The sequence below is a fragment of the Halomonas sp. I5-271120 genome, from assembly GCF_030553075.1.
GTDB lineage: Bacteria > Pseudomonadota > Gammaproteobacteria > Pseudomonadales > Halomonadaceae > Onishia > Onishia taeanensis_A.
The window spans coordinates 1,510,002-1,533,064 of record NZ_CP130701.1; the positions used below are offsets into that span (position 1 = coordinate 1,510,002).

Genomic DNA, 23,063 nt, shown 5'->3' on the forward strand with positions numbered 1-23,063 from the left:
GAGGGCTGAGATGAGAGCTAAGATGCGCGCCCTGACGATGATCGCCCTGGCGGCCCTGCTGCTCGCCGGCTGCGGCCAGAAAGGGCCGCTGTATATGCCCGCTGACAGCCAAGGCGACAACGCCGCCGTAGTGAACGAGAAAGCGAGCGAGACAGCGAGCGACGATACCAACGACCAGACCGGCGAGAGCACGCCGGTCGATGCGGCCCCCGACGCACCCGAAGACGAGAGCTGAGCATGGATCATTTCGACTACCGCAACGGCGTGATGCACGCAGAAGACGTGCCCCTGGCCTCGGTCGCCGAGCGCTTCGGCACGCCCTGCTACGTCTACTCCCGGGCCACCCTGGAGCGGCATTTCCGCGCCTACGACGAGGCGCTGGGCAGCCACCCACACCTGATCTGCTACGCGGTCAAGGCCAACTCCAACCTCGCCGTGCTCAACGTGCTGGCCCGCCTCGGCGCCGGCTTCGACATCGTTTCCCGGGGCGAGCTGGAGCGGGTGATGGCCGCCGGCGGCGACCCCGCCAAGGTGGTGTTCTCCGGCGTCGCCAAGCAGGAAGATGAGATGGCCCGGGCACTGGAGCTCGGCATCAAGTGCTTCAACGTCGAATCGCTGCCCGAGCTCGAGCGTCTCAACGCCGTCGCCGGGCGGCTCGGCAAGGTGGCGCCGGTGTCGCTGCGGGTCAATCCCGACGTCGACGCCCGCACCCACCCCTATATCTCCACCGGCCTCAAGGACAACAAGTTCGGCATCCCGGTGGACGATGCCTTAGCCGCCTACGAGCACGCCGCTGCCCTGCCCCATCTCGACGTGGTTGGCATCGACTGCCATATCGGCTCACAGCTCACCGAGCTCGCGCCCTTCCTCGATGCCCTCGACCGCCTGCTGGCGCTGCTCGAGCGTCTCGAGGAGCGCGGCATCCAGGTCGAGCACCTGGATCTCGGCGGCGGCCTCGGCGTGCCCTACCAGGGCGAGCGGCCGCCCGAACCCTTCGCCTATGCCACCGCGCTGCTCGAGCGCCTGGCAAGCCACGGCGGCCGTTCACTGACCCTGCTGTTCGAGCCGGGCCGCTCGATCGCCGCCAACGCCGGGGTGATGCTGACCCGGGTCGAGTTCCTGAAGCCCGGCGAAACCAAGAACTTCGCCATCGTCGACGCGGCCATGAACGACCTGATTCGCCCGGCGCTCTACCAGGCCTGGCAGGCGATTCTGCCGGTCGACACCCGCGAGGCCCGTGAGAGCGCCATTTACGACGTGGTCGGTCCGGTCTGCGAGACCGGCGACTTCCTCGGTAAGGAGCGCGAACTGGCGATCGCCCCGGGCGACCTGCTGGCGGTGCGTTCGGCGGGCGCCTATGGCTTCGTGATGGCCTCGAACTACAACAGCCGACCGCGCCCCGCCGAGGTGATGGTCGACGGCGAGACGATGCACCTGGTGCGCCGCCGCGAGCACATCGAGGAACTGTGGACCGGCGAGGCGCTGCTCCCCGATGGCCAGGAGGCAAGCTGATGCTCCTGCACTTCACCAAGATGCACGGGCTCGGCAACGACTTCATGGTCGTCGACCTGATCACCCAGCGGGCCCGGCTGCGCGACGAGCAGATTCGCGAACTGGCCGACCGCCACTTCGGCATCGGCTTCGATCAGCTGCTGATCGTCGAGCCGCCGCTGGACCCGGACATGGACTTTCGCTACCGGATATTCAACGCCGATGGCAGCGAAGTAGAGAATTGCGGCAACGGTGCGCGCTGCTTCGCCCGCTTCGTGCGCGACCAGCGCCTGACCCACAAGCATGAGATCCACGTCGAAACCCGCGGCGGCCCCCTGACCCTCAAGGTCGAGGACGACGGTCGGGTCAGCGTCGACATGGGCGTGCCGCGCTTTGCGCCGCAAAGCCTGCCCTTCGAGGCCGACGAGGACCGCCTGCGCCATCGCCTGGAGGTCGACGGCGAAACGCTTGAGATCGGCGTGGCCTCCCTGGGCAATCCTCATGCGGTACTCACGGTCGAGGACGTCGACACGGCCCCGGTGGCCCGCTTAGGCCCCGCAATCGAAGCACATCCGCGCTTCCCGCGTCGGGTCAACGTCGGCTTCATGCAGGTGGTGTCGCCCCACGAGCTCCGCCTGCGGGTCTTCGAGCGCGGCAGCGGCGAGACCCTGGCCTGCGGCACCGGCGCCTGCGCGGCGGTGGCCTGCGGCATTCGCCAGGGTCGGCTCGAAAGCCCGGTCACCGTGCACCTGCCCGGCGGCGATCTGACCATCGCCTGGCCGAGCCAGGATGCGCCTTTGGTGATGACCGGGCCGGTTGTGCGTGTCTTCGACGGGCGGGTCGCGCTAAGCTGATCCCCCGCCGCCATTACGATGGGCTGGCAAGACGAGCAAGGCGAAACGAGACGACAGAAGGAGTGCCCCATGGCCGGTGCCAAGATCCCCGAGCCGCGCCAGACCCTGGACCCGGAGATGGTCGCTCACTGGTTGGCGCGCCACCCTGACTTCTTCGAAGGGCGAGAGGGCCTGTTGCAGCAGCTAAAGGTCCCGCATCCCGAGACCCGCGGCGCCACCTCGCTGCTCGAGCGCCTGGTACATGACCTGCGCGGCCGCGCCGAGACCGCCGAATGGCGCCTCGAGACGCTGCTCGAATCGGCGCGCCACAACGAGGCCCAGTACCAGCGCATCCGGGAGCTGGTGCTGGCACTGCTTGAGACCGAGAGCAACGACGACCTGGGCCAGGCCCTGGCTCGGGAGCTCAGCGAGCGTTTTCAGACGCCAAGCGTAGCGCTCTGGTGCCCGTCAAGCCTCAGCGACGGTGAGATCACTCCGCCCCAGGCCCCGCGCCAGGTGCTCGACTCGGCCGCCGAGACGCGGTTATCCGCACTGCTCGACGGCCGAGCCAGCCGCTGCTCGCGGCTATCGGTCACCGATTGGAAACGCCTGCTGCCTCACACCAAGGTTCCCGAAAAGGCAGGCTCCTGCGCCCTGACCCGCCTGACGCTTGGTGAGCCGCTGGGCTATCTGGTATTGGCGAGCCCCGACCCGGATCACTTCCGCGCCAGCCTCGACACCCTGTTCACCGAATACCTGGGGGAGGTCGTGTCGCGACTGCTGGTCCGGCATGCCCCGCCACCCCATGACACGCCCCGCCATGCCTGAGCCCGCCCTCGAGGCGCCGCTGGCGGCCTTCCTCGAGGCCTTGGCACGCCACGCAAGCCCGGCCACCGTCGACGCCTATCGGCGCGATCTGCTCCGCTTTCGTGCCTACGCCGAGGAGTCATCGCTTGAATCCTGGTCGCAGCTGGACGCCGCCCTGGTGCGCCGTTTCCTTGGCCAGGAGCGCAGCCGCGGGCTGGCACCGAGGAGCCTGGCCCGGCGCCGCGCGGCCCTGTCACGGTTCGCCGACGCACTGGTTCACGAGGGCATGCTGACCCATAACCCGGTCTCGCTGACGCCCTCGCCGCGCCAGCCCCAGCACTTGCCGCGCCCCGTGGACGTCGACCAACTGGCGCACTTCCTGAATACTCCGCATGACGACGGCCCACTGGCACGCCGCGACCAGGCCATGCTGGAGCTCTTCTACTCCAGCGGCCTGCGCCTGGCCGAGCTGGCGGCGCTGAATCTGACCGATCTCGAATCGATGCGAGTGCGAGTGATCGGCAAGGGCGGCAAGCCCCGCCAAGTGCCGGTGGGGCGCCGCGCCGCCACTGCGCTGGACGCCTGGATTCAGGCCCGCGGCCAGTGGGCCGGCGCCGGGGAGCCGGCGCTGTTCGTCGGCCAGCGTGGCGCCAGGCTCGGCCATCGCGCCATTCAGCTGCGCCTGGCGTCCCTTGCCCGGGAGCGCGGCCTCGCCGAGCATCTGCACCCGCACCGGCTGCGCCACTCCTTCGCCAGCCACCTGCTGGAATCGAGCCAGGATCTGCGCGCGGTGCAGGAGCTGCTCGGCCATGCCCACCTGTCGACGACCCAGGTCTACACAAGGCTCGACTGGCAGCACCTGGCCGCCAGCTACGATGCCGCCCACCCAAGGGCGCGACGCCGCCCGCCGTCCGACGAGGGAACCCCATGACACAGGCCCGGCCGCTGACGGCCCTGACCTTCGATCTCGACGACACCCTTTGGGATAACGGCCAGGTCATGGCCCACACCGAAACCGGCCACTACGCCTGGCTCGACGAGGCCCTGACCACCTGGCATGCCCCCCGCCTCGACGCCCTGGGCCGATTCGGCGAGCGTTTCCCGCTCACCGCCTACCAGCAGCGCCGCGGCGAGCTGGCCGCACGCCACCCGCTGCGCCGTGGCGACTTCACCTGGATTCGCGAGCAGAGCCTCTATGAGCTGCTGACGGAGTATGGGCTGGCCACCGAGGAGGCACGGCGCTGGGCCACCGCCGCCATGGACGAGTTCATGACCCTGCGCCATCGCCTGACACCCTATGTCGAAGTCGAGCCCCTACTCACCGCCCTCGGCGCAGACTTTCGACTGGCCGCCGTCACCAACGGCAACGTCGACCTGACAAGGCTACCGCTGGCGCATCATTTTCCGGTGCGCATTGCCGCCGGCGAGATGCACGCGCCCAAACCCGACGCGCGCCCCTTCCTGGCGGCCCTGTCACGCTTGGGGGCGACGCCGTCGCAGGCCATGCATGTGGGAGATTCCTGGGCCGAGGACGTGCTACCGGCCCAGCGCCTGGGGATGCGCGTGGCGTGGATCGACAAGCGTGACGAGGGGCTACCGTCGCACCTGCCGGGCGTACACCGGCTGCCCCACGTCCGGGAGCTGCCCGCGCTGCTGGCGAGCCTCGAGCAAGGCGGCCGCTGACGCAGTCGGCGCCACGGCCCGTACCGCAACCGATATCCCGACATGACATGTCGCGTCGCCCCATCGGCCCCTCTACTGGGGCGACTGACCGGAACGAAGAGCGCGTGGCTTAAATAGCGAGGAAAGGAAAGCCGGGCAAGACAAGCGGGGTAAGAAAAGCAAGGCGAAGAAGGAGTGGTGAGGAAGGAGTGGTGAGGAAGGAGTGGTGAGGAAAGTGGAGTGAGACGCCAGAACCCTTGTACAAAGGGCGGCGCAGAACCATACTTCTGTACAGGATGTGTATAGGAGGCATAACTCATGCGCCCTCGTGACTGCGTCGCCTCGACCAAGGCAGCCCTATTTTCAGCTCTATTTCCAGCCCGATCCCAAGCCCTAGCTCCCGCCCTGGCTTTGGCCCTGGTGCTTGGCTGGGGACTTACCGATGCATCGTTCAACGTGATGTTCAGCGACAGGCACGGCCCGGTGCCGGCGCAAGCGATGGCAGTCGAGCCCGCGGTCGCGGTGAATGGCACGGCCAATACCGCGCCGTCCTTAAAGCCCTGGGGGGCCTGGGAGGGGAAAGGTGCACCGCCCCATCGCGCCTGGCCCAAGCATTCTGAGCGTGAAGCGACCGGTCTGGAAGGCGCCGGCTGCAGCGGTGAGTGCCTTGAGACCCTGCGCCAGCGCCTCCTCGATCATCATCGTCAGGCGGCGCCGGTCTGGGTTTTCTGATCGGCTGAGTCTGCTACATCGCCGACCCGGAAGGGCCAGCCCCGCCTTCTCAGCTCGCCTCGTCGCCCAGCAGCCAGTCATCAAGCTGACGATGCACTTCATCGACGCCCTGACGCTTGAGCGCCGAGAACAGCTGGACCGACACTAAGTCCTCCCACTCCCGCAGCCGGCCGCGCACGTTATGCAGGGCGTTCTTGGCCGCCCCCGGCTTCAGCTTGTCGGCCTTGGTCAGCAGAATGCGAACCGCCATGTTCTTGTCGTCGGCCCAGCCCAGCATCATCTCGTCGAACTCGGTCAGCGGATGGCGCACGTCCATCAGCAGCACCAGGCCACGCAGCGATTCACGTTCCTGCAGGTACTCCGCCAGGTGGCGCTGCCACTCGAGCTTGACCTGCTCCGGCACCTTGGCATAACCATAACCAGGAAGGTCCACCAGACGGCACTCTTCGCCGTTGGCGAGGCCGAAGAAGTTGATCAGCTGGGTGCGGCCCGGCGTCTTGGAGGTCCGCGCTAACGCTTTCTGCTGCGTCAGGGCATTGATGGCGCTGGATTTTCCAGCATTGGAGCGGCCGGCAAAGGCCACTTCAACGCCCAGGTCCGGCGGGCACTTGGCAAGCGTCGGCGCACTGGTGAGGAAACGGGCAGTCTGATAATTGAGACGCGGCATGATCGGTGGGAATCCTGAGGCTTGACGGCGACTATCGGGCAATTCAAGTTGCTAGATGAACTGGCTATACTGCAGTTTCTAATATCTGCGTCATAGAGAGGGCTAGTGTACCACCGCGCTCTCACCGACCGCGAACCGCGCCCTGACGGTTAGGCCGCGCTCATGACACGGCGTTCCCACCGGGGACGTACCGGTCAATTACGGACAGGCATCACGTTTAGGCAGAGTGGATTTGCGATGAGAAAGTTACTGGCACTGGTAAGCTTGGCCATCACCCTGAGCGCAGGCGGCGTGGCTCAGGCCGAACTCAAGGGCGATCCGGCAGCGGGTCGCGAAATGGCGCAAAGCTGCGCCGCCTGTCACGGAGCCGAAGGGATCAGTGTCGTAGGCATGTTCCCAAACCTCGCGGGGCAGCAGGCGTCGTATCTGGCCAAGCAGATCAGGGATATCCGCGACGGCAATCGGGTGGTGGCGCAGATGGCCGGACAGGTCGATAACTTCTCCGACCAGGATGCCGCCGACGTGGCCGCCTACTTTGCCGGCAAGACGCCGAACCTCGGCCAGGTCGATGCACAGCCAGAGGTCATCGACCGCGGCGAGCAACTCTACCGTGCCGGCGACATCGCCAAGGGCATCCCGGCCTGTACCGCCTGCCATAGCCCCACCGGACAGGGCATCGGCACCGCTGCCTATCCGGCGCTGTCCGGCCAGAAGACCGACTACATCGTGTCCACGCTTCAAGCCTTCGCGGCCGGCGAACGGGCCAACGATCCCAACGCCATCATGCGCACCATTGCCGGCAAGATGAGCGATGATGACATGCAGGCGGTCTCCCAGTACGTGCTGGGCCTGCATTAAGGCCTGTATCAAGACAGCCGCCAGGCAGCCTTCGGCGCCTGACAGCACTATGAACGAACCTGTGTGAGGGTCTGACGCCAGCGCAGATCTGATGAGGGCGGCCCGAGGGTCGCCCTTTGCGTTGAGGTACCCCACATCGAGGCCATGGCGTCAGCGGGCATCGCTAATGGAACCCTGTCGCCCGGCCGGGCTCAAAGCCTGTGGCTGGGGCTCACCCCGCCGGCATTTCCTGTTACCTTTGTGGATATCCTAACGGTTCCGCGATCCGTACAAGCCTTTTCAAGGAGAGTCTGTCGCATGTTCAAGACACTAAGCGTTGCCCTTATCGGCCTCGGCATGTCCACCCTGGCCATGGCGGCCCCGACGGTTGCCGGTCAGCACTACGAGGTGCTGGATGAACCGGTACCGACCCGCGTCGAGGACGGCCAGATCGCGGTCACCGAAGCGTTCTGGTACGGCTGCCCGCACTGCTACAAGCTCGAGGAACCGCTTAACGCCTGGGTGTCAGAACTGCCCGATGACGTCACCTTCCAGCGCATGCCGGCCACCATGGGCGGTGCCTGGAACCGTCACGCCATGGCCTTCTATGCCGCCAAGCAGTTGGGCATCCAGGAAGCGATACACGATGATTTCTTCAATGCGATCCACCAGGACGGCAAGCAACTGACCGACCCCGAAGAGATCGCTGCCTTCTTCAGCGACTACGGCGTCAGCGAGCAAGACGCGCTCGATGCGCTGAACTCTTTCGGCGTCAAGAGCCAGGTCAACCAGGCCCATGCCCGCATGCGCGCCATGCAGCTAATGGGCGTGCCGGCCCTGATCGTCGACGGCCGCTACGTGATCACTCCGTCAAGCGCCGGCAGCCTTGAGAATATGCCACAGATTGCCGGGGAGCTGATCGACCAGGTCCGCGAGGAACGTGACGACGCCTCATGAGCGAGATAAACGCTTCCAGGCGCGGGGTAAGGTTGCCATGAGCCACGCCATGTCCCGCGCCGAAGGCCATCGGCTGCATCGCGACGGCCACCGCCTGCGCCTGCTGACCTTCAACCTGCAGGTCGGCATTCAGACCTCGGCGTATCACCATTACCTGACCCGCAGCTGGCAGCACCTGCTGCCGCACCCTCGCCGTCTCGATCGTCTGACGATGATGAGCGACGTGCTCAGGGACTTTGACCTCGTCGGCCTGCAGGAGGTCGACGGAGGCAGCTTTCGGTCCGGCCACGTCAACCAGGTCGAGTACCTGGCCCGCAAGGCCGGTTTTCCCCATCACTATCAGCAGCTTAATCGCAATCTGGGCCGGGTCGCCCAGCACAGCAATGGTCTGCTCTCGCGGCTCACGCCCACGCGGCTCATGGAGCATCGCCTACCCGGCACCCTACCCGGGCGAGGCGCCATCCATGCCCGTTTCGGCACCGGCCCCAACGCCCTGCACCTGTTCGTCGCCCACCTGGCGCTGGGCTATCGCGCCCGTTCTCGTCAGTTGGATTACCTGAGCGAGATCATCAGTCCGCTTAACCATGTGGTGGTGATGGGCGATCTGAACTGCACCCCCGAACAGCTGCACTCTCACTCACGGTTCTGCGCCTCCTTGCCGCTAGATCCGGTGCTTCCCCCGCTGAGCTATCCGTCTTGGCAGCCGCGACGGGCGCTGGATCACATCCTGCTCTCCAGGTCCCTCGACGCCACCGAGGTGCGCGTGCTCGATCAGCTGTTTTCCGACCATCTGCCGATCGCCGTCGATATCACCCTGCCAGAGGCATGCCACGCCGCCCTGGGCAATAGGTAAGACCAATTCCTTCGACCAATGGATAAGTGCTTGGCATAACAGCGCTTGGGCAAATCACGTACACTCATCGACCATGGTGGTAGTGACCACCCGCCCGGCTTGCCATCGCTGGCGAGCCTGCGGCGTAGACCTCCGTTGGATACCCAAAGCGAGACTCCCATGCCCCCCTCTTCCACTCTGCCGGGCATCTTTGCCAGGCTTGACCAGGCCTCCGAATGGCTGGGCAAAAGCCTGGCCTGGTTGATCCTGATCATGATGCTGATCCAGTTCCTGATCGTGGTGCTGCGCTACGCCTTCAACTTCAACAGCATCCCCATGCAGGAATCGGTGATGTACATGCACGCCAGCGTCTTCATGCTGGCCGCCGGCTATACCCTCAAGCACGACGGTCATGTGCGGGTGGATATCTTCTATCGCGCCATGACGGCGCGCAAGAAAGCGCTCGTTGACCTCCTCGGCACCCTCTTCCTGCTGCTGCCGGTGATGATCTTCGTGATCGTCTCGAGCCTTGGCTATGTCGATAAATCCTGGGCGATCCTTGAAGGCTCACCGGAATCCGGCGGTATCCCCGGCGTCTTCCTGCTCAAGACGCTGATCCCTGCCTTTGCTGGCCTGATGATTCTGCAGGGTCTCGTCGAGATCGCACGCAACGCCATGATCTTCACCGGGCGCCTGGCGCCGACCCACGATGACGACGCCGAGGAACTGCTGTAATGCTGGAATTCATGCCCCTGATCCTGTTCGCCGTCATCTGCGTGGTGCTGATGTTCGGTTTCCCGGTCGCCCTGTCGCTGGCAGGCACCGCGCTTGCCTTTGCCGGCTTCGGCATGGGCCTCGAAGCGCTTGGCATCAACGCCCACTTTGACCCCAGTTTCCTGTCGGCCTTCCCCAACCGCCTCTACGGCATCATGACCAACCAGACACTGCTGGCGGTGCCGCTGTTCGTGCTGATGGGCGTGTTGCTCGAGAAGTCGAAGGTTGCCGAGACCCTGCTTGATGCCATGGCATTGCTGTTCGGCTCGCTGCGCGGTGGCCTGGGCATCTCGGTGACCCTGGTCGGCATGATGCTGGCGGCCTCTACCGGCATCGTCGGTGCCACCGTGGTGACCATGGGCCTACTGTCGCTGCCGACCATGCTCAAACGCGGCTACAGCATGCCGCTCGCCACCGGCACCATCTGCGCCACCGGCACCCTGGGCCAGATCATTCCGCCGTCGATCGCCCTGGTACTGCTGGGTGACGTGTTGTCCTCGGCCTATCAGCAAGCACAGCTGTCGATGGGCATCTTCAGCCCCAAGACCGTCTCGGTAGGTGATCTGTTCATGGGTGCCCTGGTGCCCGGTCTGATCCTGGTGGCGCTCTACATCGCCTATGTCGCCTTCATCGCCTGGCTCAAGCCCGAGACGGCGCCGCCCGCCAACCGCGAAGAACTGATGGAAGAGCTTGGCCACCAGGGCAGCCTGTTCACGCTGCTGCTCAAGGGACTGGTGCCGCCGATCATGCTGATCATCGCGGTGCTGGGCTCGATCCTCGGCGGCTTCGCCACGCCCACCGAGGCGTCGGCGGTGGGTGCCTTCGGCGCCCTGGTGCTGGCCCTGGCCTATCGCCAGCTGGACTTCAACACCCTCAAGGAAGCGCTGCGCTCCACTGCCCATGTCACCACCATGGTGTTCCTGATTCTGATCGGGGCGGCGTTGTTCTCACTGGTGTTCCGCGCCTTCGGCGGCGAGGAACTGATCCACGAGGTCTTCAACAACATGCCTGGCGGCGTGGTGGGAGCGACCCTGGTGGTGATGGTGGTGATCTTCCTGCTCGGCTTCATCCTCGACTTCATCGAGATCACCTTCGTGGTGGTGCCGATCGTCGGGCCGATTCTGCTGGCCATGGGGCTCGACCCGATCTGGCTGGGCATCATGATCGCCATCAACCTGCAGACCTCGTTCCTGACACCGCCCTTCGGCTTCGCACTGTTCTACCTGCGTGGCGTAGCGCCGGAGTCGGTACCGACCTCGGCGATCTACCGGGGGGTCATCCCATTCATCGGCCTGCAGCTGGGCATGCTGATTGCCCTGGCTTTCTTCCCGGAACTTGCCACCTGGCTTCCAGCGCAATTCTGACCGATGCTGACTACATAAGAAGAGCATGAAGTTTCCCGGCACTCTTACAGTGTCGGCCCCGGGCCACTGGCCCAACTCGCATGCCGGTCCGCCTCGGCGGGCCTCTCGCACCACAATCCGCACAACAAACTGCACAACAGTGCGCAAAATAACGAGAGGAAGTCGCATGAAACTTAAATCACTCGTCGCTGCCGTGGCCATCAGCACCGCCGCCTCCGGCCTGTTCCTGGTTTCCAGCGTGGATAACACCGCTCAGGCTCAGGAAACCTTCGAATGGAAGATGGTCACCTCCTGGCCGAAAAACTTCCCGGGCGTCGGCCAAGGGCCGGAGCGCCTGGCCAAGCTGGTCGATGAAATGTCCGACGGCCGCTTGACCATCGACGTTTATGGCGCCGGCCAGCTGGTGCCCGGCTTCGAGGTCTTCGACGCCGTCGCCGAAGGCACCGCCGAGCTCGGCCACTCCGCTTCCTACTACTGGAAGGGCAAGGCCCCGGCAGCCCAGTTCTTCGCGGCGGTACCCTTCGGCATGAATGCCCAGGAAATGAACGCTTGGCTGCACTACGGCGGCGGCATGGAACTGTGGAACGAGCTCTACGAGCCGTTCGGGGTCGACGTCATGGTGGCCGGCGCGTCCGGCGTGCAAATGGGGGGCTGGTTCAACGAGGAGATCAACTCCACCGCCGACCTGGACGGCCTCAAGATGCGCATGCCGGGCCTCGGCGGCGAAGTCATGAGCCGCATGGGCGTGGCCATCGTCAACATGCCGGGCGGCGAGATCTTCACGTCGCTGCAGTCCGGCGCCATCGACGCCACCGAGTGGATCGGTCCATACAACGACCTGGCCTTTGGCCTCTATCAGGCGGCCGACTACTACTACTATCCGGGCTGGCACGAGCCGACTGTGATGTTCGAGGCGATCGTCAATGACGAAGCCATGTCGTCGCTTCCGGCCGACCTGCAGGCGATCCTCAAGACCGCGATCCGCGACGTCAACGCCGATATGCTCGACGAGTACACCGCACGCAACAACGACGCGCTCGAAACGCTGATCAACGAGCATGATGTCGAGCTGCGTCGCCTGCCGGACGACGTGCTGGCCCGGGCCAAGGAACTGTCCGCCGAGGTCGTCGCAGAACTTGGCGAGTCCAGCGAGATGGCCAAGAAGATCTACGACTCCTACACCAGCTTCCAGGAGAAGGTCGTGAACTACCACGCCATCTCCGAGCAGGCCTACTACAACGCCCGCAACCCCGAGGGCGACACCACCGAGTAAGGCACACGCCGCTCAGATCAGGGCCACCTTCGGGTGGCCCTTTTTTGTCCTCGTTTGTGAGCCCAGGCTTTTCTCCAAACATCGCCATTCATCCGGCGCAAAGCGGCACCAGGAAGCGCCCAGCGAGCCACAGCACAAGCGCATAGCGTGCCCCCTTGGCGATCAGTATCCACAGCGTGACTCGCCACCAGGGCAGTCGGAAAAGACCGGCCAGCACCGTCAGCGGATCGCCGATCACCGGCGCCCAGGCCAGCAGCAGGCTTGTCTCGCCAAAGCGCCGGTAGCCCCTTTCGGCTCGCGCCAATGCCGGTGGAGAAACGGGAAACCAGCGCCGATGTTGATAATGGCGGGCATAGCGCCCCAAGGCCACGTTGATCAAGCTGCCCAGGGTATTGCCGGCGGTGGCCAGGCTCCACAGGGCCAGCGCTGGCTCGCCCTGGCACCACAGCCGCGCCAGCCACAGCTCGGAGCCTCCAGGCAGCAGGGTGGCACTGGCAAGCGCCACCAGAAACAGGCTTAGCATGGCCGGAACCGCCGCGACTGGCGTATGCTGAGCGGCGTTTTCCGGCTACGAGACAATGCCACGATGTCCCTCTCTCCTCGCATTCCCCATACCCTGACCATCGCCGGCTCCGATCCCTCGGGTGGCGCCGGCCTGCAGGGCGATATCAAGACGCTCTCGGCGCTCGGCACCTACGCCACCAATGTCATCACCGCGGTGATCGCCCAGAATACCCGCGGCGTGGCGATGGTTCACCCGGTGCCTGCCGAGGTCATCCGTCAGCAGCTCGACAACCTGCTCGATGACGTCCGCATCGATGCGGTCAAGATCGGCATGGTGGCCAGTCGCGAGGTGGCCGAAACGATACACGATGCCCTGCTCAAGCGACGCCCCCGCTGGATCGTGCTCGACCCGGTCATGGTGGCCAAGAGCGGCGACATCCTGGTCGATGCCGAGGGCATCCGGGCGGTGCGCGAGGTGCTGGTGCCACTGGCCGACGTGATCACCCCCAACTTGCCCGAGGCTGCAGTACTGCTGGGTGGCGAGGTGCCCACGACTCCCGACGCCATGGAGACGATGCTGCCCGGCCTGCAGGCGCTCAAGGCACCCTATGTGCTGCTCAAGGGGGGCCATCTCGCCGGTGCCGCCTGCCCGGACCTGCTGGCCACGCCCACCGATAGCGCCTGGCTGCCGGCTCCGCGCGTGGCCACCGACAACCTGCACGGCACCGGCTGTGCGCTGTCCTCGGCGATTGCGGCCAAGCTATCGCGCCTGCCGGTCGATGCCTCCCAGGCTGACATCGTGGAAGCCATCGACGACGCCAAGCGCTGGCTGCATGCCGCACTGGAAGCCAGTCACCGCCTGCAGGTCGGCAAGGGCCGCGGACCGGTACATCACTTCCATGCCTGGTGGTAAGGCCAGGACGAGGCAACGAATACTGATTGAGGCTGCTGCGAGAGGGTGATGCGAAAGCCTCCGAAAGCCTCCTGTGTAAGGGGCTGGCATAAGAGACTAGCGTAAATGGCCGGTGTGAGGCTTGACCTGGCCTGACAGGATGCCGCCGTCATGATCCACCTTGCAGGCATCGGCAACTGCCACCATGCTGTAAGCTGCCTGCTCCGCGCCGGCTGATGCGCGAGACGAGAGGGAGGGAAACCATGACCCGCACCCTGCTGTTCGCCTGTGACCTATCCGCCGAGAATCGTGCCGCCTTCGGCCGGGCCATCCGCCTAGCGCTGGAGACCGGTGCCAGACTCGATGTCCTTCACGTCCTCGATCCCTACCTGCCACATACGGCCCTGCATGACCTTGAGCAGGCAGTGATCGCCGAGATGGAGCGCATGCTCACCGACATCCGCGAGGATTATGCGCTCCCCGCGCCGGAATGTCTGATCCAGACGGTGACCGGCGCGCCCTATGCCGAGATCATTCGCGAAGCGCACGAGCGCGAGGTCGAGATGATCGTGATGGGCGCCCATCGCAAGCGGGGCCAGCCTGACCTGGTCGCCGGCACCACTCTGGCGCGCGTGCTGCGAGGAGCGCCTTGCCCGGTGGTTTCGATCAGCCATCCACCGACCCAGACCTGGCGCGATATCCTGGTGCCGGTGGACTTTTCGCTGACCTGTCGCAACGCGCTGCGCGAGACCCTCAGGCGCTTTCCCGCCGCGCACCTGACCCTGCTGCATGCCTGGGAGTTACCCGGCGAGCGGGAGCTCGGCTCGACGCCGAACTATGCCCAGTGGCGCGATACCCGTGTGCGCCAGCTGCGCCGCCAGCTGCAGGCCGAGGTCGAGACCCTGATGACCACCCTCGACGATGTCCCGGAGCTGGAGCTGGAACTCGAGCAGGGTAACCCCGAGACGGTGTTGATGAACCGCCTGCGCCGCCAGCCTCCCGACCTGTTGGCGCTGGGCAGCCGCGGTGACTGGCAGGCCAGGGGGCATCTCAGCGAGCGACTGCTGGCCGAGCCTCACTGCGATATCATGGTCTGCCGCGCCTGGTAACCCCTGGCGAACCTTTCTCCAGCCCTCGTGTCCCTACCTATGTCCCTATCTATGTCCCTATCTATGTCCCTCTCAATGTCCCAAGGCTGCTGGAGAAAGATGCATGCACCTGCCCCTGATGCGACTCGTTCCCCTGATCGCCTGGCTACTGACCGTGTTTATCGCCCCGAGCGCTCTCGCTCAGGATCAGGTCGAAGTAGAAGGGGCAACCTTTCCTACCCGGATCGAGCAGCAAGGGCAGACCTATCGGCTGATCGGCAGCGGCATGTTTCGCTACCTGATGTGGGATGCCTACGCCGGCGCCTACTACCAGGCCAGCGATGTGCCCGAGCCTGCGCCCCAATCGGACGTGCCGAGGCGCCTGGAGCTCGAGTACTTCCACGCCATCGACGCCGAAGACTTCGCCAAGGCCACCGAGGACACCCTGCGCGACAGCATGAGCGACGACGCCTATCAGCAGATTCGCCAGCGAGTCGAGGCCTTCAGTCGCCAGTATCGCGATGTCGTCCCGGGCGATCGCTATATCCTGAGCTGGGACGGCAAGACCCTGAGCCTGGCACTCAATGGCGAGAAAGTCTTCGCGGATAACGACCTGCCTCTGGCCAAGGCCCTGTTCGGCATCTGGCTCGGCGACGAACCGCTCGGGGATGACTTCCGCGACGCCCTGCTGGGGCGCTGAGCCGCCTCCATGCTAGGCTGCCCCCTTCATTCAACCAGGGGAAGCCGCCATGAGAGCCTTGATTCAGCGCGTCAGCCACGCCCGTGTCAGCGTGGCGGGACGAGAGACCGGTAGCATCGGTCAGGGTCTACTGGTGCTGATCGGCGTCGAGCGCGACGACGACGAAGCGCGGGCCGACAAGCTTCTGCACAAGCTGCTGCACTACCGGGTCTTCAGTGACGCCGATGACAAGATGAACCTCGACCTGCAGCAGGTCGAGGGCGGCCTGCTGCTGGTGTCCCAGTTCACCCTGGCCGCCGACACCCGCAAGGGCCTGCGGCCCAGCTTCTCCAGCGCCGCGCCTCCCGCCGAGGGCGAGCGCCTTTATCAGTACCTGGTCGATGCGGCCCGTGCTCGCTGGTCGAATGTCGCCTGCGGAGAGTTCGGCGCCGACATGCAGGTCGAGCTCACCAACGACGGCCCGGTGACCTTCCTGCTGGAAAGCTGAGGCCAACGACAGCAGGCGGCTCCTCGCCTATTCAGTCCTCGGCCAGCAGCGCCTGCTCTTCGGCTTCCATGACCTCTGCGGCTTCCATCCAGCGCTCTTCCAGGCGCGCCTGACGGCTGGTCAGCTCTGCCTGGCGAGACAGCTTTGTGGCCAGCTCATCCTTGCGCGCCGGGTCGGTATAGAGCTCGGCATCGGCAAGCTCCGCCTCCAGCGCGGTGAGCGCCTCGACGACCTGGTTGAGCTCCTTTTCGGCCTTGTCGCACTCGCGTTTGAGCGGGCGCAGCTTCTCGCGAAGCTCCGCGGCGGCGCGACGCTGTGCCTTGCGGTCATCCTTCTGCACGCCGCTTGAGGCGGCTTTGGCCGCGCTGTCCTCGGCCTTGTCGGCCCGGGCCTCGCGGCGCGACTCTTCGAGACGCTGCTTGAGCCAGGCGCGATAGTCCTCGAGATCGCCATCGAAGGGCGTCACGCGATGATCGGCGACGCGCCAGAACTCATCCACGGTGGCCCGCAGCAGGTGACGATCGTGAGACACGATGATCACCGTGCCCTCGAAGCCTGCCAAGGCCTCGGTCAGCGCTTCGCGCATCTCGAGATCCAGGTGGTTGGTGGGCTCATCGAGCAACAGCAGGTTGGGCTTCTGCCAGGCCACCAGCGACAGCGCCAAGCGGGCCTTCTCGCCCCCGGAGAAGCTGCCGACCTGGGCGAAGATATCATCGCCGCGAAAACCGAAGCCGCCGAGGAAGTTGCGAATATCCTGGTCGCTGGCGGTAGGCGACAACCGCTGCACGTGCAGGAAGGGCGTGGCGCCCAGATCCAGCCCCTCGAGCTGGTGCTGGGCGAAGTAGCCAATGGCCAGGTGCTCCCCGGCGACCCGCTTGCCGGCCAGTGGCGCGAGCTCGCCGGTCAGCGACTTGATCAGGGTCGACTTGCCGGCACCGTTAGGGCCCAGTAGTCCAATGCGCTGCCCGGGCAGCAGGGTCAGCTTGACGTCGTCGAGCTGAACCCGCTCGCCGTCCTCGCTGGAATAACCCAGCCGCGCCTCATCGAGCACCAGCAGCGGGTGCGAGGTCTTGTCGGCGGAGGGCAGGGTGAAGTGAAAGGGCGAATCCACATGCGCCTGGGCGACGGTGCCCATGCGCTCGAGCATCTTCAGCCGGCTCTGGGCCTGGCGGGCCTTGGTGGCCTGGGCACGAAAGCGCGCCACGAAGCGCTCGATTTCCGCGCGACGGGCCTGCAGCTTGGCGGCCTCGGCCTGCTGTTGTGCGAGCTTTTCGGCGCGAGTGCGCTCGAAGGTCGAGTAATTGCCGCGATACAAGGTCAGTCGCTGCTGGTAAAAGTGCACGATGTGATCGCAGACCGCATCCAGGAAATCCCGGTCGTGGGAAATCAGCAACAGCGTGCCGGGGTAGCGGCTGAGCCACTGTTCGAGCCACAGGAGGGCGTCGAGATCCAGGTGGTTGGTCGGCTCATCGAGCAGCAGCAGGTCGGAGGGCATGAACAGGGTACGCGCCAGGTTGACGCGCATCCGCCAGCCCCCTGAAAAGTCCGCCAGCGGCCGCTCGAGATCATCCTGGTCGAACCCCAGTCCGACCAGCAGCTGCGAAGCCCGCGCCCGGGCGCTGTAGCCATCCAGCGCTTCGATGGCACCGTGCAGCTCGGCCTCGCGATGGTTATCACCGCTTGCCTGAGCCGCGTCCAGGGCTCGCTCGGTGGCGCGCAGTTCATGGTCGCCATCCAGTACGTAATCGACGATGGCCCCGTCCAGTGCCTCGATTTCCTGATCCATGTGGGCGATGCGCTGGCCGCCGGACATCTCGAGCTGGCCCTTGTCGGGGGCCAGCTCGCCGAGCAGCAGCTTGAACAGGCTCGACTTGCCGGCACCGTTGGCGCCCACGATGCCTGCCTTGTGGCCGTCGTGCAGGGTCAGGTCGGCATCCTCGACCAGCGTCTGGGTCCCGCGTTGCAGACTGAGTTGACGCAGTGCAATCATGCCTGACTCCGGAGTTCAAAAAGTTCGCGCCCCACCCTCCGGTCAACCCCCTCAGGCGGCGACGACACGATGAGCATGGATTCTACCGAATTGCGCCAACACTTGCGGGCCCCAATTGGCGATGACAATACATCGCCAGCCTGGCGGCGCTCGCTATGGGACTTCGCGCTGGCCTTCTATGCCCGTCCAGGCATCGAGGCCGCCTGCCTGCACCTGCAGGACAGCGCGGATCTGGACGTCAATGCACTGCTCTGGGCCTGCTGGCTCGATACCCATGGCCTGACCCCAGAGGCGGAACTCGCCGCTGGCGATCACCCGCTATGGGCCGACATCTGGGCCTGGCAAGACCAGATCACTTCTCCCTTGAGGCGTCAGCGCCGGGCGCTCAAGGAGCAAGCACTCGCCAACCCGGCCATCGCCGAACTGCGAGAGACAATCAAGCATGCCGAGCTACTTGCCGAGCGTGAGACACTGACGCGACTGCAAGCACTGGCCAGCACAGGACAGGGCATTCGTCCTCTGAGCGATGAGGACCCTCACCTGGCCAGACGCCTGAGTATTTGGCTCTCAGCACCGACATTTTCTGACCTCCGAGCCCTGCATACCCTGCAGGCGCGTCTTGACCCCCCAAGTCCGTCGGACTAGTGTTTGAGTAGGAAGACCTTATTAAATTCGCCGCTTTGCGGGTGAAAGTTTGCGGCCGAGTCATGCGGCCAATCCAATGCCAAATGTGGCTAAGGGGATGACAATAATGAAGGTGCAAAAACTGCTGACTACTGCCAGTGTGGGTGCTCTGATGATGGGGCTATCCACGGCGTCCTTCGCCGACAACTGGCGTTATGCGCACGAGGAATATAAAGGCGACGTTCAGGATGTCTTCGCCGTGGCCTTCAAGGATTACATCGAGGCCAACTCCGACAACACCCTGCAGATCTATCGCTTCGGTGAGCTCGGCGAGTCCGACGACATCATGGAGCAGACCCAAAACGGCATCCTGCAATTCGTCAACCAGTCACCCGGCTTCACCGGTTCACTGATTCCCGAAGCGCAGATCTTCTTCATCCCGTACCTGATGCCGACCGGCATGGAGGACGTGCTTAAGTTCTTCGACGAGAGCAAGGCCATCAACGAGATGTTCCCCGAGCTCTATGCCGAGCAGGGTCTCGAGCTTCTGCAGATGTATCCGGAAGGCGAGATGGTGGTCACCGCCGACGAGCCGATTCACACGCCTGCGGACTTCGACAACAAGAAGATCCGCGTGATGACCAATCCGCTGCTGTCGGAAACCTACAGCGCCTTCGGCGCCACGCCGACGCCGCTGCCCTGGGGCGAGGTCTATGGCGCGCTGCAGACCGGCATCATCGACGGCCAGGAAAACCCGATCTTCTGGATCGAGTCCGGCGGCCTGTATGAGGTCTCTCCGAACCTGACCTTCACCCGCCACGGCTGGTTCACTACCGCCATGATGGCCAACCAGGACTTCTACGAGGGTCTCTCCGACGAAGACAAGGCGCTGGTCCAGGACGCCACCGATGCGGCATACGCCAAGACCATCGAGCACATCCAGGGCCTCGCCGAGGAATCGCTCGCGAAGATTCAGGCGGCCTCCGATGATGTGACCGTGACGCGCCTCACCGAGGAAGAAATGGACGCCTTCAAGGAGCGCGCTCCGCAGGTCGAGAAAGCCTTCATCGACATGACCGGTGACAGCGGCAAGAAACTGCTGGATCAGTTCAATGCCGATCTGAAGGCCGTGACCGGGGAGTAACGGCTCTTACTACCACGCCAAGGGGGCGGCCACGGCTGCCCCCTTTTTGTTTCCGATTCCCCAACGTACACCCAGCGTTGAGATCGGGCCGCTACCGGTTGTCGTGTTTCTTGTAGCCTGACAGCGAGGGGGCCTAGATTTGGGGAACCCGTTCGAGGGAGTGTGTGCATGTCCGACGAGGAAGAAAGAGCCTATACCTCCGGGCTTCCCGGGGTACTGGGGCTGATCGATACAGCCATCAGCCGCTTGGAGGCCGTGATTCTGGCCATCGGCGTGCTGTTGATGGCAATCAATACCGTGGCCAACGTAGTCGGCCGCTTCGTGTTCGGTGAGAGTATTTTCTTCTCCGGCGAGATCAATCGAATCCTGATCATCATGATCACCTTCGCCGGGATCGGCTATGCGGCGCGCCATGGCCGGCATATCCGCATGTCGGCGATCTATGACGCCCTGCCCGTAGGTGGCCGCAAGGCGCTGATGATCGGTATCTCGTTCTTCACCTCGCTGGTGATGTTTTTCCTGCTCTACTATTCGGTACTCTACATTGTCGATCTATACAGCAAGGGGCGCATCCTGCCCGCCCTTGGCTTTCCGATCTACATTATCTACATCTGGGTCCCGGTCGGCTTTCTGATCACCGGCATCCAGTACCTCCTGACTGGCATCAAGAACTTCCGCACGCGGGACGTCTACCTCTCGACCTCGGTAGTAGACGGTTATAAAGACACGGAAACGGAAGTCTGACACAGGGCTAACTCGCAGGAGCGCGCGATGACGACAATAATGGTATCGACCATGATAGCCCTGCTGTTGCTGGGCTTCCCGATGATGATTCCGCTGATTACTGCGGCCGTCATCGGTTTCTTCATGATGTTCAACGGCTTCGGGCAGATGGAGACCTTCATCCAGCAGATGCTGGCGGGGATCCGTCCGGCTTCGCTGATTGCCGTGCCGATGTTCATCCTGGCCGCCGACATCATGACCCGGGGGCAGTCGGCGAACCGACTGATCGCCATGGTCATGTCCTTCATCGGCCATATCAAAGGCGGGCTGGCGGTCAGCACTGCCGCCTCTTGTACCCTGTTCGGCGCCGTCTCGGGCTCGACCCAGGCCACGGTGGTCGCAGTCGGTTCGCCGCTGCGCCCCAAGATGCTCAAGGCCGGGTACTCGGACTCCTTCACCCTGGCACTGATCATCAACGCCAGTGACATTGCCTTCTTGATCCCGCCGAGCATCGGCATGATCATCTACGGCGTCATCTCGGGCACCTCTATCGGCGAGCTGTTCATCGCCGGTATCGGCCCAGGGCTCTTGATTCTGCTGATGTTCTCGATCTACTGCGTGCTCTACGCAGTCATCAAGGGCGTGCCCACCGAGCCACGCTCTACTTGGCGTGAACGCATGACGGCCGTTCAACAGGCGCTGTGGCCGCTTGGCTTCCCGGTGATCATCGTCGGCGGCATCTATGGCGGCATTTTCAGCCCCACAGAAGCGGCGGCGGCCTGCGTGCTCTACGCCATCCTGCTGGAGTTCGTGATCTTCCGTTCGTTGAAGATGTACGACATCTACACCATCGCCAAGTCCACCGGCCTGATCACCGCTGTGGTGTTCATTCTGGTCGGGGTCGGCAACGGTTTCTCCTGGATCATCTCTTTCGCGCAGATTCCGCAGGCGATCCTCGAGTCGGTCGGCATCAACGAGGCCGGTCCCACCGGGGTGCTGATCGCTATTTGTGTGGCCTTCTTCGTGGCCTGCATGTTCGTCGATCCCATCGTGGTGATTCTGGTGCTAACGCCGATCTTCGCCCCGGCGATCGAAAGCACAGGACTCGACCCGGTGCTGGTCGGCATCCTGATCACGCTGCAGGTCGCCATCGGCTCCGCGACGCCACCCTTCGGTTGCGACATCTTCACGGCCATCGCCATCTTCAAGCGGCCTTACCTGGATGTGATCAAGGGCACGCCCCCGTTCATCCTGATTCTGATCCTGGCGGCGGCTCTGCTGATCATGTTCCCGCAGATCGCCCTGTTCCTGCGCGATATTGCCTTCGCCGATTGACCCTGACGGAGGGAATGACGCCATGTTCAAGAAGATTCTAGTACCCGTAGACGGCTCGAGGGGCGCCCTCGAGGCGCTGTTCAGAGCGGTAGAGTTGGCCAAGCTCACCGGCGCCGAACTCTATGTGCTGAGCGTGTTCAAGCACCACAGCCTGATCGAGGCATCGCTGTCGATGGTACGCCCGGCCAAGCTGGACCTGCCTGACGATGCACTCAAGGAATATGCCTCCGAGATCGCAGTGGATGCCAAGAACCGGGCGCTCAAGATGGGGGCCACCGAAGTGCGCGCCTTCGTCAAGGGCGGCCGCCCGTCCAGCACCATCGTGCGCTTCGCCAAGAAGCGCCAGGTGGACCTGATCGTGATTGGCTCCCAGGGCGCCGGCGGCGAAAAGAGCGCCTCCTTCCTCGGTAGCGTTTCCCAACGGGTGGCCAGTCAGGCCCACTGCCCGACCCTGGTGGTTTAGAGGGTGATTTAGAGAGTGGTATAGCGGGTGGAAGAAGCGGGTGATCTGATCAGGTGATACGATCACCCTGCATGACAATTCGACCGGATGCGGAACCCGATCAGGCTTGGTAGAGTCCGAAGGGTTGCGTATCCATCCTCAAGACTGCAAGGACCCTTCATGAAGACATTGGTTAAAGCCGCCACGATTGGCGCCCTGCTGACCGCAGCAGCGCCCTATGCTCTGGCTGCCCCCGAGACCGACGAAGCCAAGCTCGGCTATAGCCTGGGTGTGACCCTGGGTCAGAGCCTGGTCCAAGACGTTGAGGATCTCGACCTCGAGTCCTTCACTCAGGCCCTCGAAGATGTCTATGCCGGCGACGACCTCGCCATGAGCGAAGAGGCAATGGCGAAGTCGCTGCAGCAGTTCCAGCAGCAGGCCATGGCCAAGCGTCAGGAAGCCGCCAAGGCCGAGGCCAACGCCAACCTCGAAACCGGCCAGGAATTCCTCGCCGAAAACGCCGATAAAGAAGGAGTAACCACTACCGACTCCGGCCTGCAGTACAAGGTGCTGGAAGCCGGTGATGGCGCTACCCCGAGTGCCGGTGACACCGTCAAGGTCCACTACGAAGGCAAGTTGCTCGACGGCACCGTCTTCGACAGCTCCTACGAGCGCGGTGAGCCGGTCAGCTTCCAGGTCGGCCAGGTCATCCCGGGCTGGCAGGAAGCCCTGAAGATGATGAGCGTCGGCGACACCTGGATGGTCTACATTCCCGCTGATCTCGCTTATGGCAGCAGCGGTCAGGGCCCCATCGGCCCCAACGAAACGTTAACCTTCAAGGTCGAGCTGCTCGACGTCAATCCGGATGCCGATCAAGCCGACGACTCTTGATCTCAGGATGAGAA

26 protein-coding genes are annotated in these 23,063 nt (G+C 64.2%); 23 read left to right on the forward strand and 3 right to left on the reverse strand.

Annotation, left to right across the window (positions count from 1 at the left end; genetic code table 11):
- Positions 1-10: 10 nt before the first annotated feature.
- From Q2K57_RS06660 to Q2K57_RS06690, 7 genes are all read left to right on the forward strand, one after another.
- A complete protein-coding gene (locus tag Q2K57_RS06660; protein ID WP_220086289.1) occupies positions 11-235 on the forward strand; it encodes a lipoprotein in 225 nt (74 codons plus the stop codon).
- Between the two features lie 2 nt (positions 236-237).
- Positions 238-1,512 carry a diaminopimelate decarboxylase gene (gene lysA / locus Q2K57_RS06665; RefSeq protein WP_304526402.1) on the forward strand — a complete coding sequence of 425 codons (1,275 nt, stop codon included), beginning with the start codon at positions 238-240 and terminating at the stop codon, positions 1,510-1,512.
- Complete coding sequence (dapF, locus tag Q2K57_RS06670; protein ID WP_304526403.1) at positions 1,512-2,345, forward strand: diaminopimelate epimerase; 834 nt, start codon at positions 1,512-1,514, stop codon at positions 2,343-2,345. Before lysA ends, dapF begins: the two co-directional genes overlap by 1 nt.
- A gap of 69 nt (positions 2,346-2,414) precedes the next feature.
- Positions 2,415-3,152: a DUF484 family protein gene (locus Q2K57_RS06675; protein WP_304526404.1), complete on the forward strand. Its 738-nt coding sequence runs from the start codon at positions 2,415-2,417 to the stop codon at positions 3,150-3,152.
- The gene (locus Q2K57_RS06680; RefSeq protein WP_304526405.1) at positions 3,145-4,062 is read left to right on the forward strand and encodes a tyrosine recombinase XerC; all 918 of its coding nucleotides are present in this window, start codon (positions 3,145-3,147) and stop codon (positions 4,060-4,062) included. Before Q2K57_RS06675 ends, Q2K57_RS06680 begins: the two co-directional genes overlap by 8 nt.
- On the forward strand, positions 4,059-4,814 hold the full coding sequence (locus Q2K57_RS06685; RefSeq protein WP_112055950.1) for an HAD family hydrolase: 756 nt from the start codon (positions 4,059-4,061) through the stop codon (positions 4,812-4,814). The genes Q2K57_RS06680 and Q2K57_RS06685 overlap by 4 nt, the downstream gene beginning before the upstream one ends.
- Positions 4,815-5,291: 477 nt before the next feature.
- A complete protein-coding gene (locus Q2K57_RS06690) occupies positions 5,292-5,525 on the forward strand; it encodes a hypothetical protein (protein WP_304526406.1) in 234 nt (77 codons plus the stop codon).
- Positions 5,526-5,574: 49 nt separating this feature from the next.
- Here Q2K57_RS06690 and yihA read toward each other — a convergent pair whose 3' ends face one another.
- Positions 5,575-6,192: a ribosome biogenesis GTP-binding protein YihA/YsxC gene (gene yihA, locus Q2K57_RS06695; RefSeq protein WP_304526407.1), complete on the reverse strand. Its 618-nt coding sequence runs from the start codon at positions 6,190-6,192 to the stop codon at positions 5,575-5,577.
- A 237-nt stretch (positions 6,193-6,429) separates the two neighbouring features.
- Here yihA and Q2K57_RS06700 point away from each other — a divergent pair, with 237 nt between their 5' ends.
- From Q2K57_RS06700 to Q2K57_RS06725, 6 genes are all read left to right on the forward strand, one after another.
- Complete coding sequence (locus Q2K57_RS06700; protein WP_304526408.1) at positions 6,430-7,050, forward strand: cytochrome c; 621 nt, start codon at positions 6,430-6,432, stop codon at positions 7,048-7,050.
- Between the two features lie 297 nt (positions 7,051-7,347).
- Positions 7,348-7,986, forward strand: a complete 639-nt coding sequence (locus tag Q2K57_RS06705) for a thiol:disulfide interchange protein DsbA/DsbL (RefSeq protein ID WP_112055954.1) — start codon at positions 7,348-7,350, stop codon at positions 7,984-7,986.
- A gap of 49 nt (positions 7,987-8,035) precedes the next feature.
- Positions 8,036-8,839 (forward strand): endonuclease/exonuclease/phosphatase family protein, encoded by an 804-nt coding sequence (locus tag Q2K57_RS06710; protein ID WP_304526409.1) that lies wholly within the window; start codon positions 8,036-8,038, stop codon positions 8,837-8,839.
- Positions 8,840-8,998: 159 nt separating this feature from the next.
- Complete coding sequence (locus tag Q2K57_RS06715; protein ID WP_112055956.1) at positions 8,999-9,553, forward strand: TRAP transporter small permease subunit; 555 nt, start codon at positions 8,999-9,001, stop codon at positions 9,551-9,553.
- Positions 9,553-10,956, forward strand: coding sequence for a TRAP transporter large permease subunit (locus tag Q2K57_RS06720; protein WP_112055957.1), 1,404 nt, complete (start codon positions 9,553-9,555; stop codon positions 10,954-10,956). The genes Q2K57_RS06715 and Q2K57_RS06720 overlap by 1 nt, the downstream gene beginning before the upstream one ends.
- 166 nt (positions 10,957-11,122) lie before the next feature.
- Positions 11,123-12,229, forward strand: a complete 1,107-nt coding sequence (locus Q2K57_RS06725) for a TRAP transporter substrate-binding protein (RefSeq protein ID WP_304526410.1) — start codon at positions 11,123-11,125, stop codon at positions 12,227-12,229.
- Between the two features lie 88 nt (positions 12,230-12,317).
- On the opposite strand, the gene Q2K57_RS06730 is transcribed toward Q2K57_RS06725, so the two are convergent.
- The gene (locus Q2K57_RS06730) at positions 12,318-12,752 is read right to left on the reverse strand and encodes a YqaA family protein (protein WP_304526411.1); all 435 of its coding nucleotides are present in this window, start codon (positions 12,750-12,752) and stop codon (positions 12,318-12,320) included.
- Positions 12,753-12,815: 63 nt separating this feature from the next.
- Between Q2K57_RS06730 and thiD the strand changes: the two genes are divergently transcribed.
- The 4 genes from thiD to dtd all read left to right on the forward strand — a co-directional run bounded on the left by thiD (position 12,816) and on the right by dtd (position 15,900).
- On the forward strand, positions 12,816-13,646 hold the full coding sequence (gene thiD / locus Q2K57_RS06735) for a bifunctional hydroxymethylpyrimidine kinase/phosphomethylpyrimidine kinase (RefSeq protein ID WP_304526412.1): 831 nt from the start codon (positions 12,816-12,818) through the stop codon (positions 13,644-13,646).
- Positions 13,647-13,888: 242 nt separating this feature from the next.
- Positions 13,889-14,734: a universal stress protein gene (locus Q2K57_RS06740; RefSeq protein ID WP_304526413.1), complete on the forward strand. Its 846-nt coding sequence runs from the start codon at positions 13,889-13,891 to the stop codon at positions 14,732-14,734.
- Between the two features lie 103 nt (positions 14,735-14,837).
- Positions 14,838-15,413, forward strand: a complete 576-nt coding sequence (locus tag Q2K57_RS06745) for a chalcone isomerase family protein (RefSeq protein ID WP_304526414.1) — start codon at positions 14,838-14,840, stop codon at positions 15,411-15,413.
- 49 nt (positions 15,414-15,462) lie between these two features.
- On the forward strand, positions 15,463-15,900 hold the full coding sequence (gene dtd, locus Q2K57_RS06750; protein WP_304526415.1) for a D-aminoacyl-tRNA deacylase: 438 nt from the start codon (positions 15,463-15,465) through the stop codon (positions 15,898-15,900).
- A 31-nt stretch (positions 15,901-15,931) separates the two neighbouring features.
- Here dtd and Q2K57_RS06755 read toward each other — a convergent pair whose 3' ends face one another.
- On the reverse strand, positions 15,932-17,890 hold the full coding sequence (locus tag Q2K57_RS06755; protein ID WP_304526416.1) for an ABC-F family ATP-binding cassette domain-containing protein: 1,959 nt from the start codon (positions 17,888-17,890) through the stop codon (positions 15,932-15,934).
- 75 nt (positions 17,891-17,965) lie between these two features.
- On the opposite strand from Q2K57_RS06755, the gene Q2K57_RS06760 reads away from it, so the two are divergent.
- The 6 genes from Q2K57_RS06760 (at position 17,966) to Q2K57_RS06785 (ending at position 23,049) form a co-directional block, all read left to right on the forward strand.
- Complete coding sequence (locus Q2K57_RS06760; RefSeq protein ID WP_112055999.1) at positions 17,966-18,535, forward strand: TIGR02444 family protein; 570 nt, start codon at positions 17,966-17,968, stop codon at positions 18,533-18,535.
- Between the two features lie 106 nt (positions 18,536-18,641).
- Positions 18,642-19,658, forward strand: a complete 1,017-nt coding sequence (gene dctP / locus Q2K57_RS06765) for a TRAP transporter substrate-binding protein DctP (RefSeq protein WP_112055964.1) — start codon at positions 18,642-18,644, stop codon at positions 19,656-19,658.
- 168 nt (positions 19,659-19,826) lie between these two features.
- Positions 19,827-20,402 (forward strand): TRAP transporter small permease, encoded by a 576-nt coding sequence (locus tag Q2K57_RS06770; RefSeq protein WP_112055965.1) that lies wholly within the window; start codon positions 19,827-19,829, stop codon positions 20,400-20,402.
- Between the two features lie 27 nt (positions 20,403-20,429).
- Positions 20,430-21,716: a TRAP transporter large permease gene (locus Q2K57_RS06775; RefSeq protein ID WP_112055966.1), complete on the forward strand. Its 1,287-nt coding sequence runs from the start codon at positions 20,430-20,432 to the stop codon at positions 21,714-21,716.
- A gap of 22 nt (positions 21,717-21,738) precedes the next feature.
- A complete protein-coding gene (locus Q2K57_RS06780) occupies positions 21,739-22,179 on the forward strand; it encodes a universal stress protein (protein WP_112055967.1) in 441 nt (146 codons plus the stop codon).
- A gap of 159 nt (positions 22,180-22,338) precedes the next feature.
- Positions 22,339-23,049: an FKBP-type peptidyl-prolyl cis-trans isomerase gene (locus tag Q2K57_RS06785; RefSeq protein ID WP_112055968.1), complete on the forward strand. Its 711-nt coding sequence runs from the start codon at positions 22,339-22,341 to the stop codon at positions 23,047-23,049.
- Positions 23,050-23,063 lie beyond the last annotated feature (14 nt).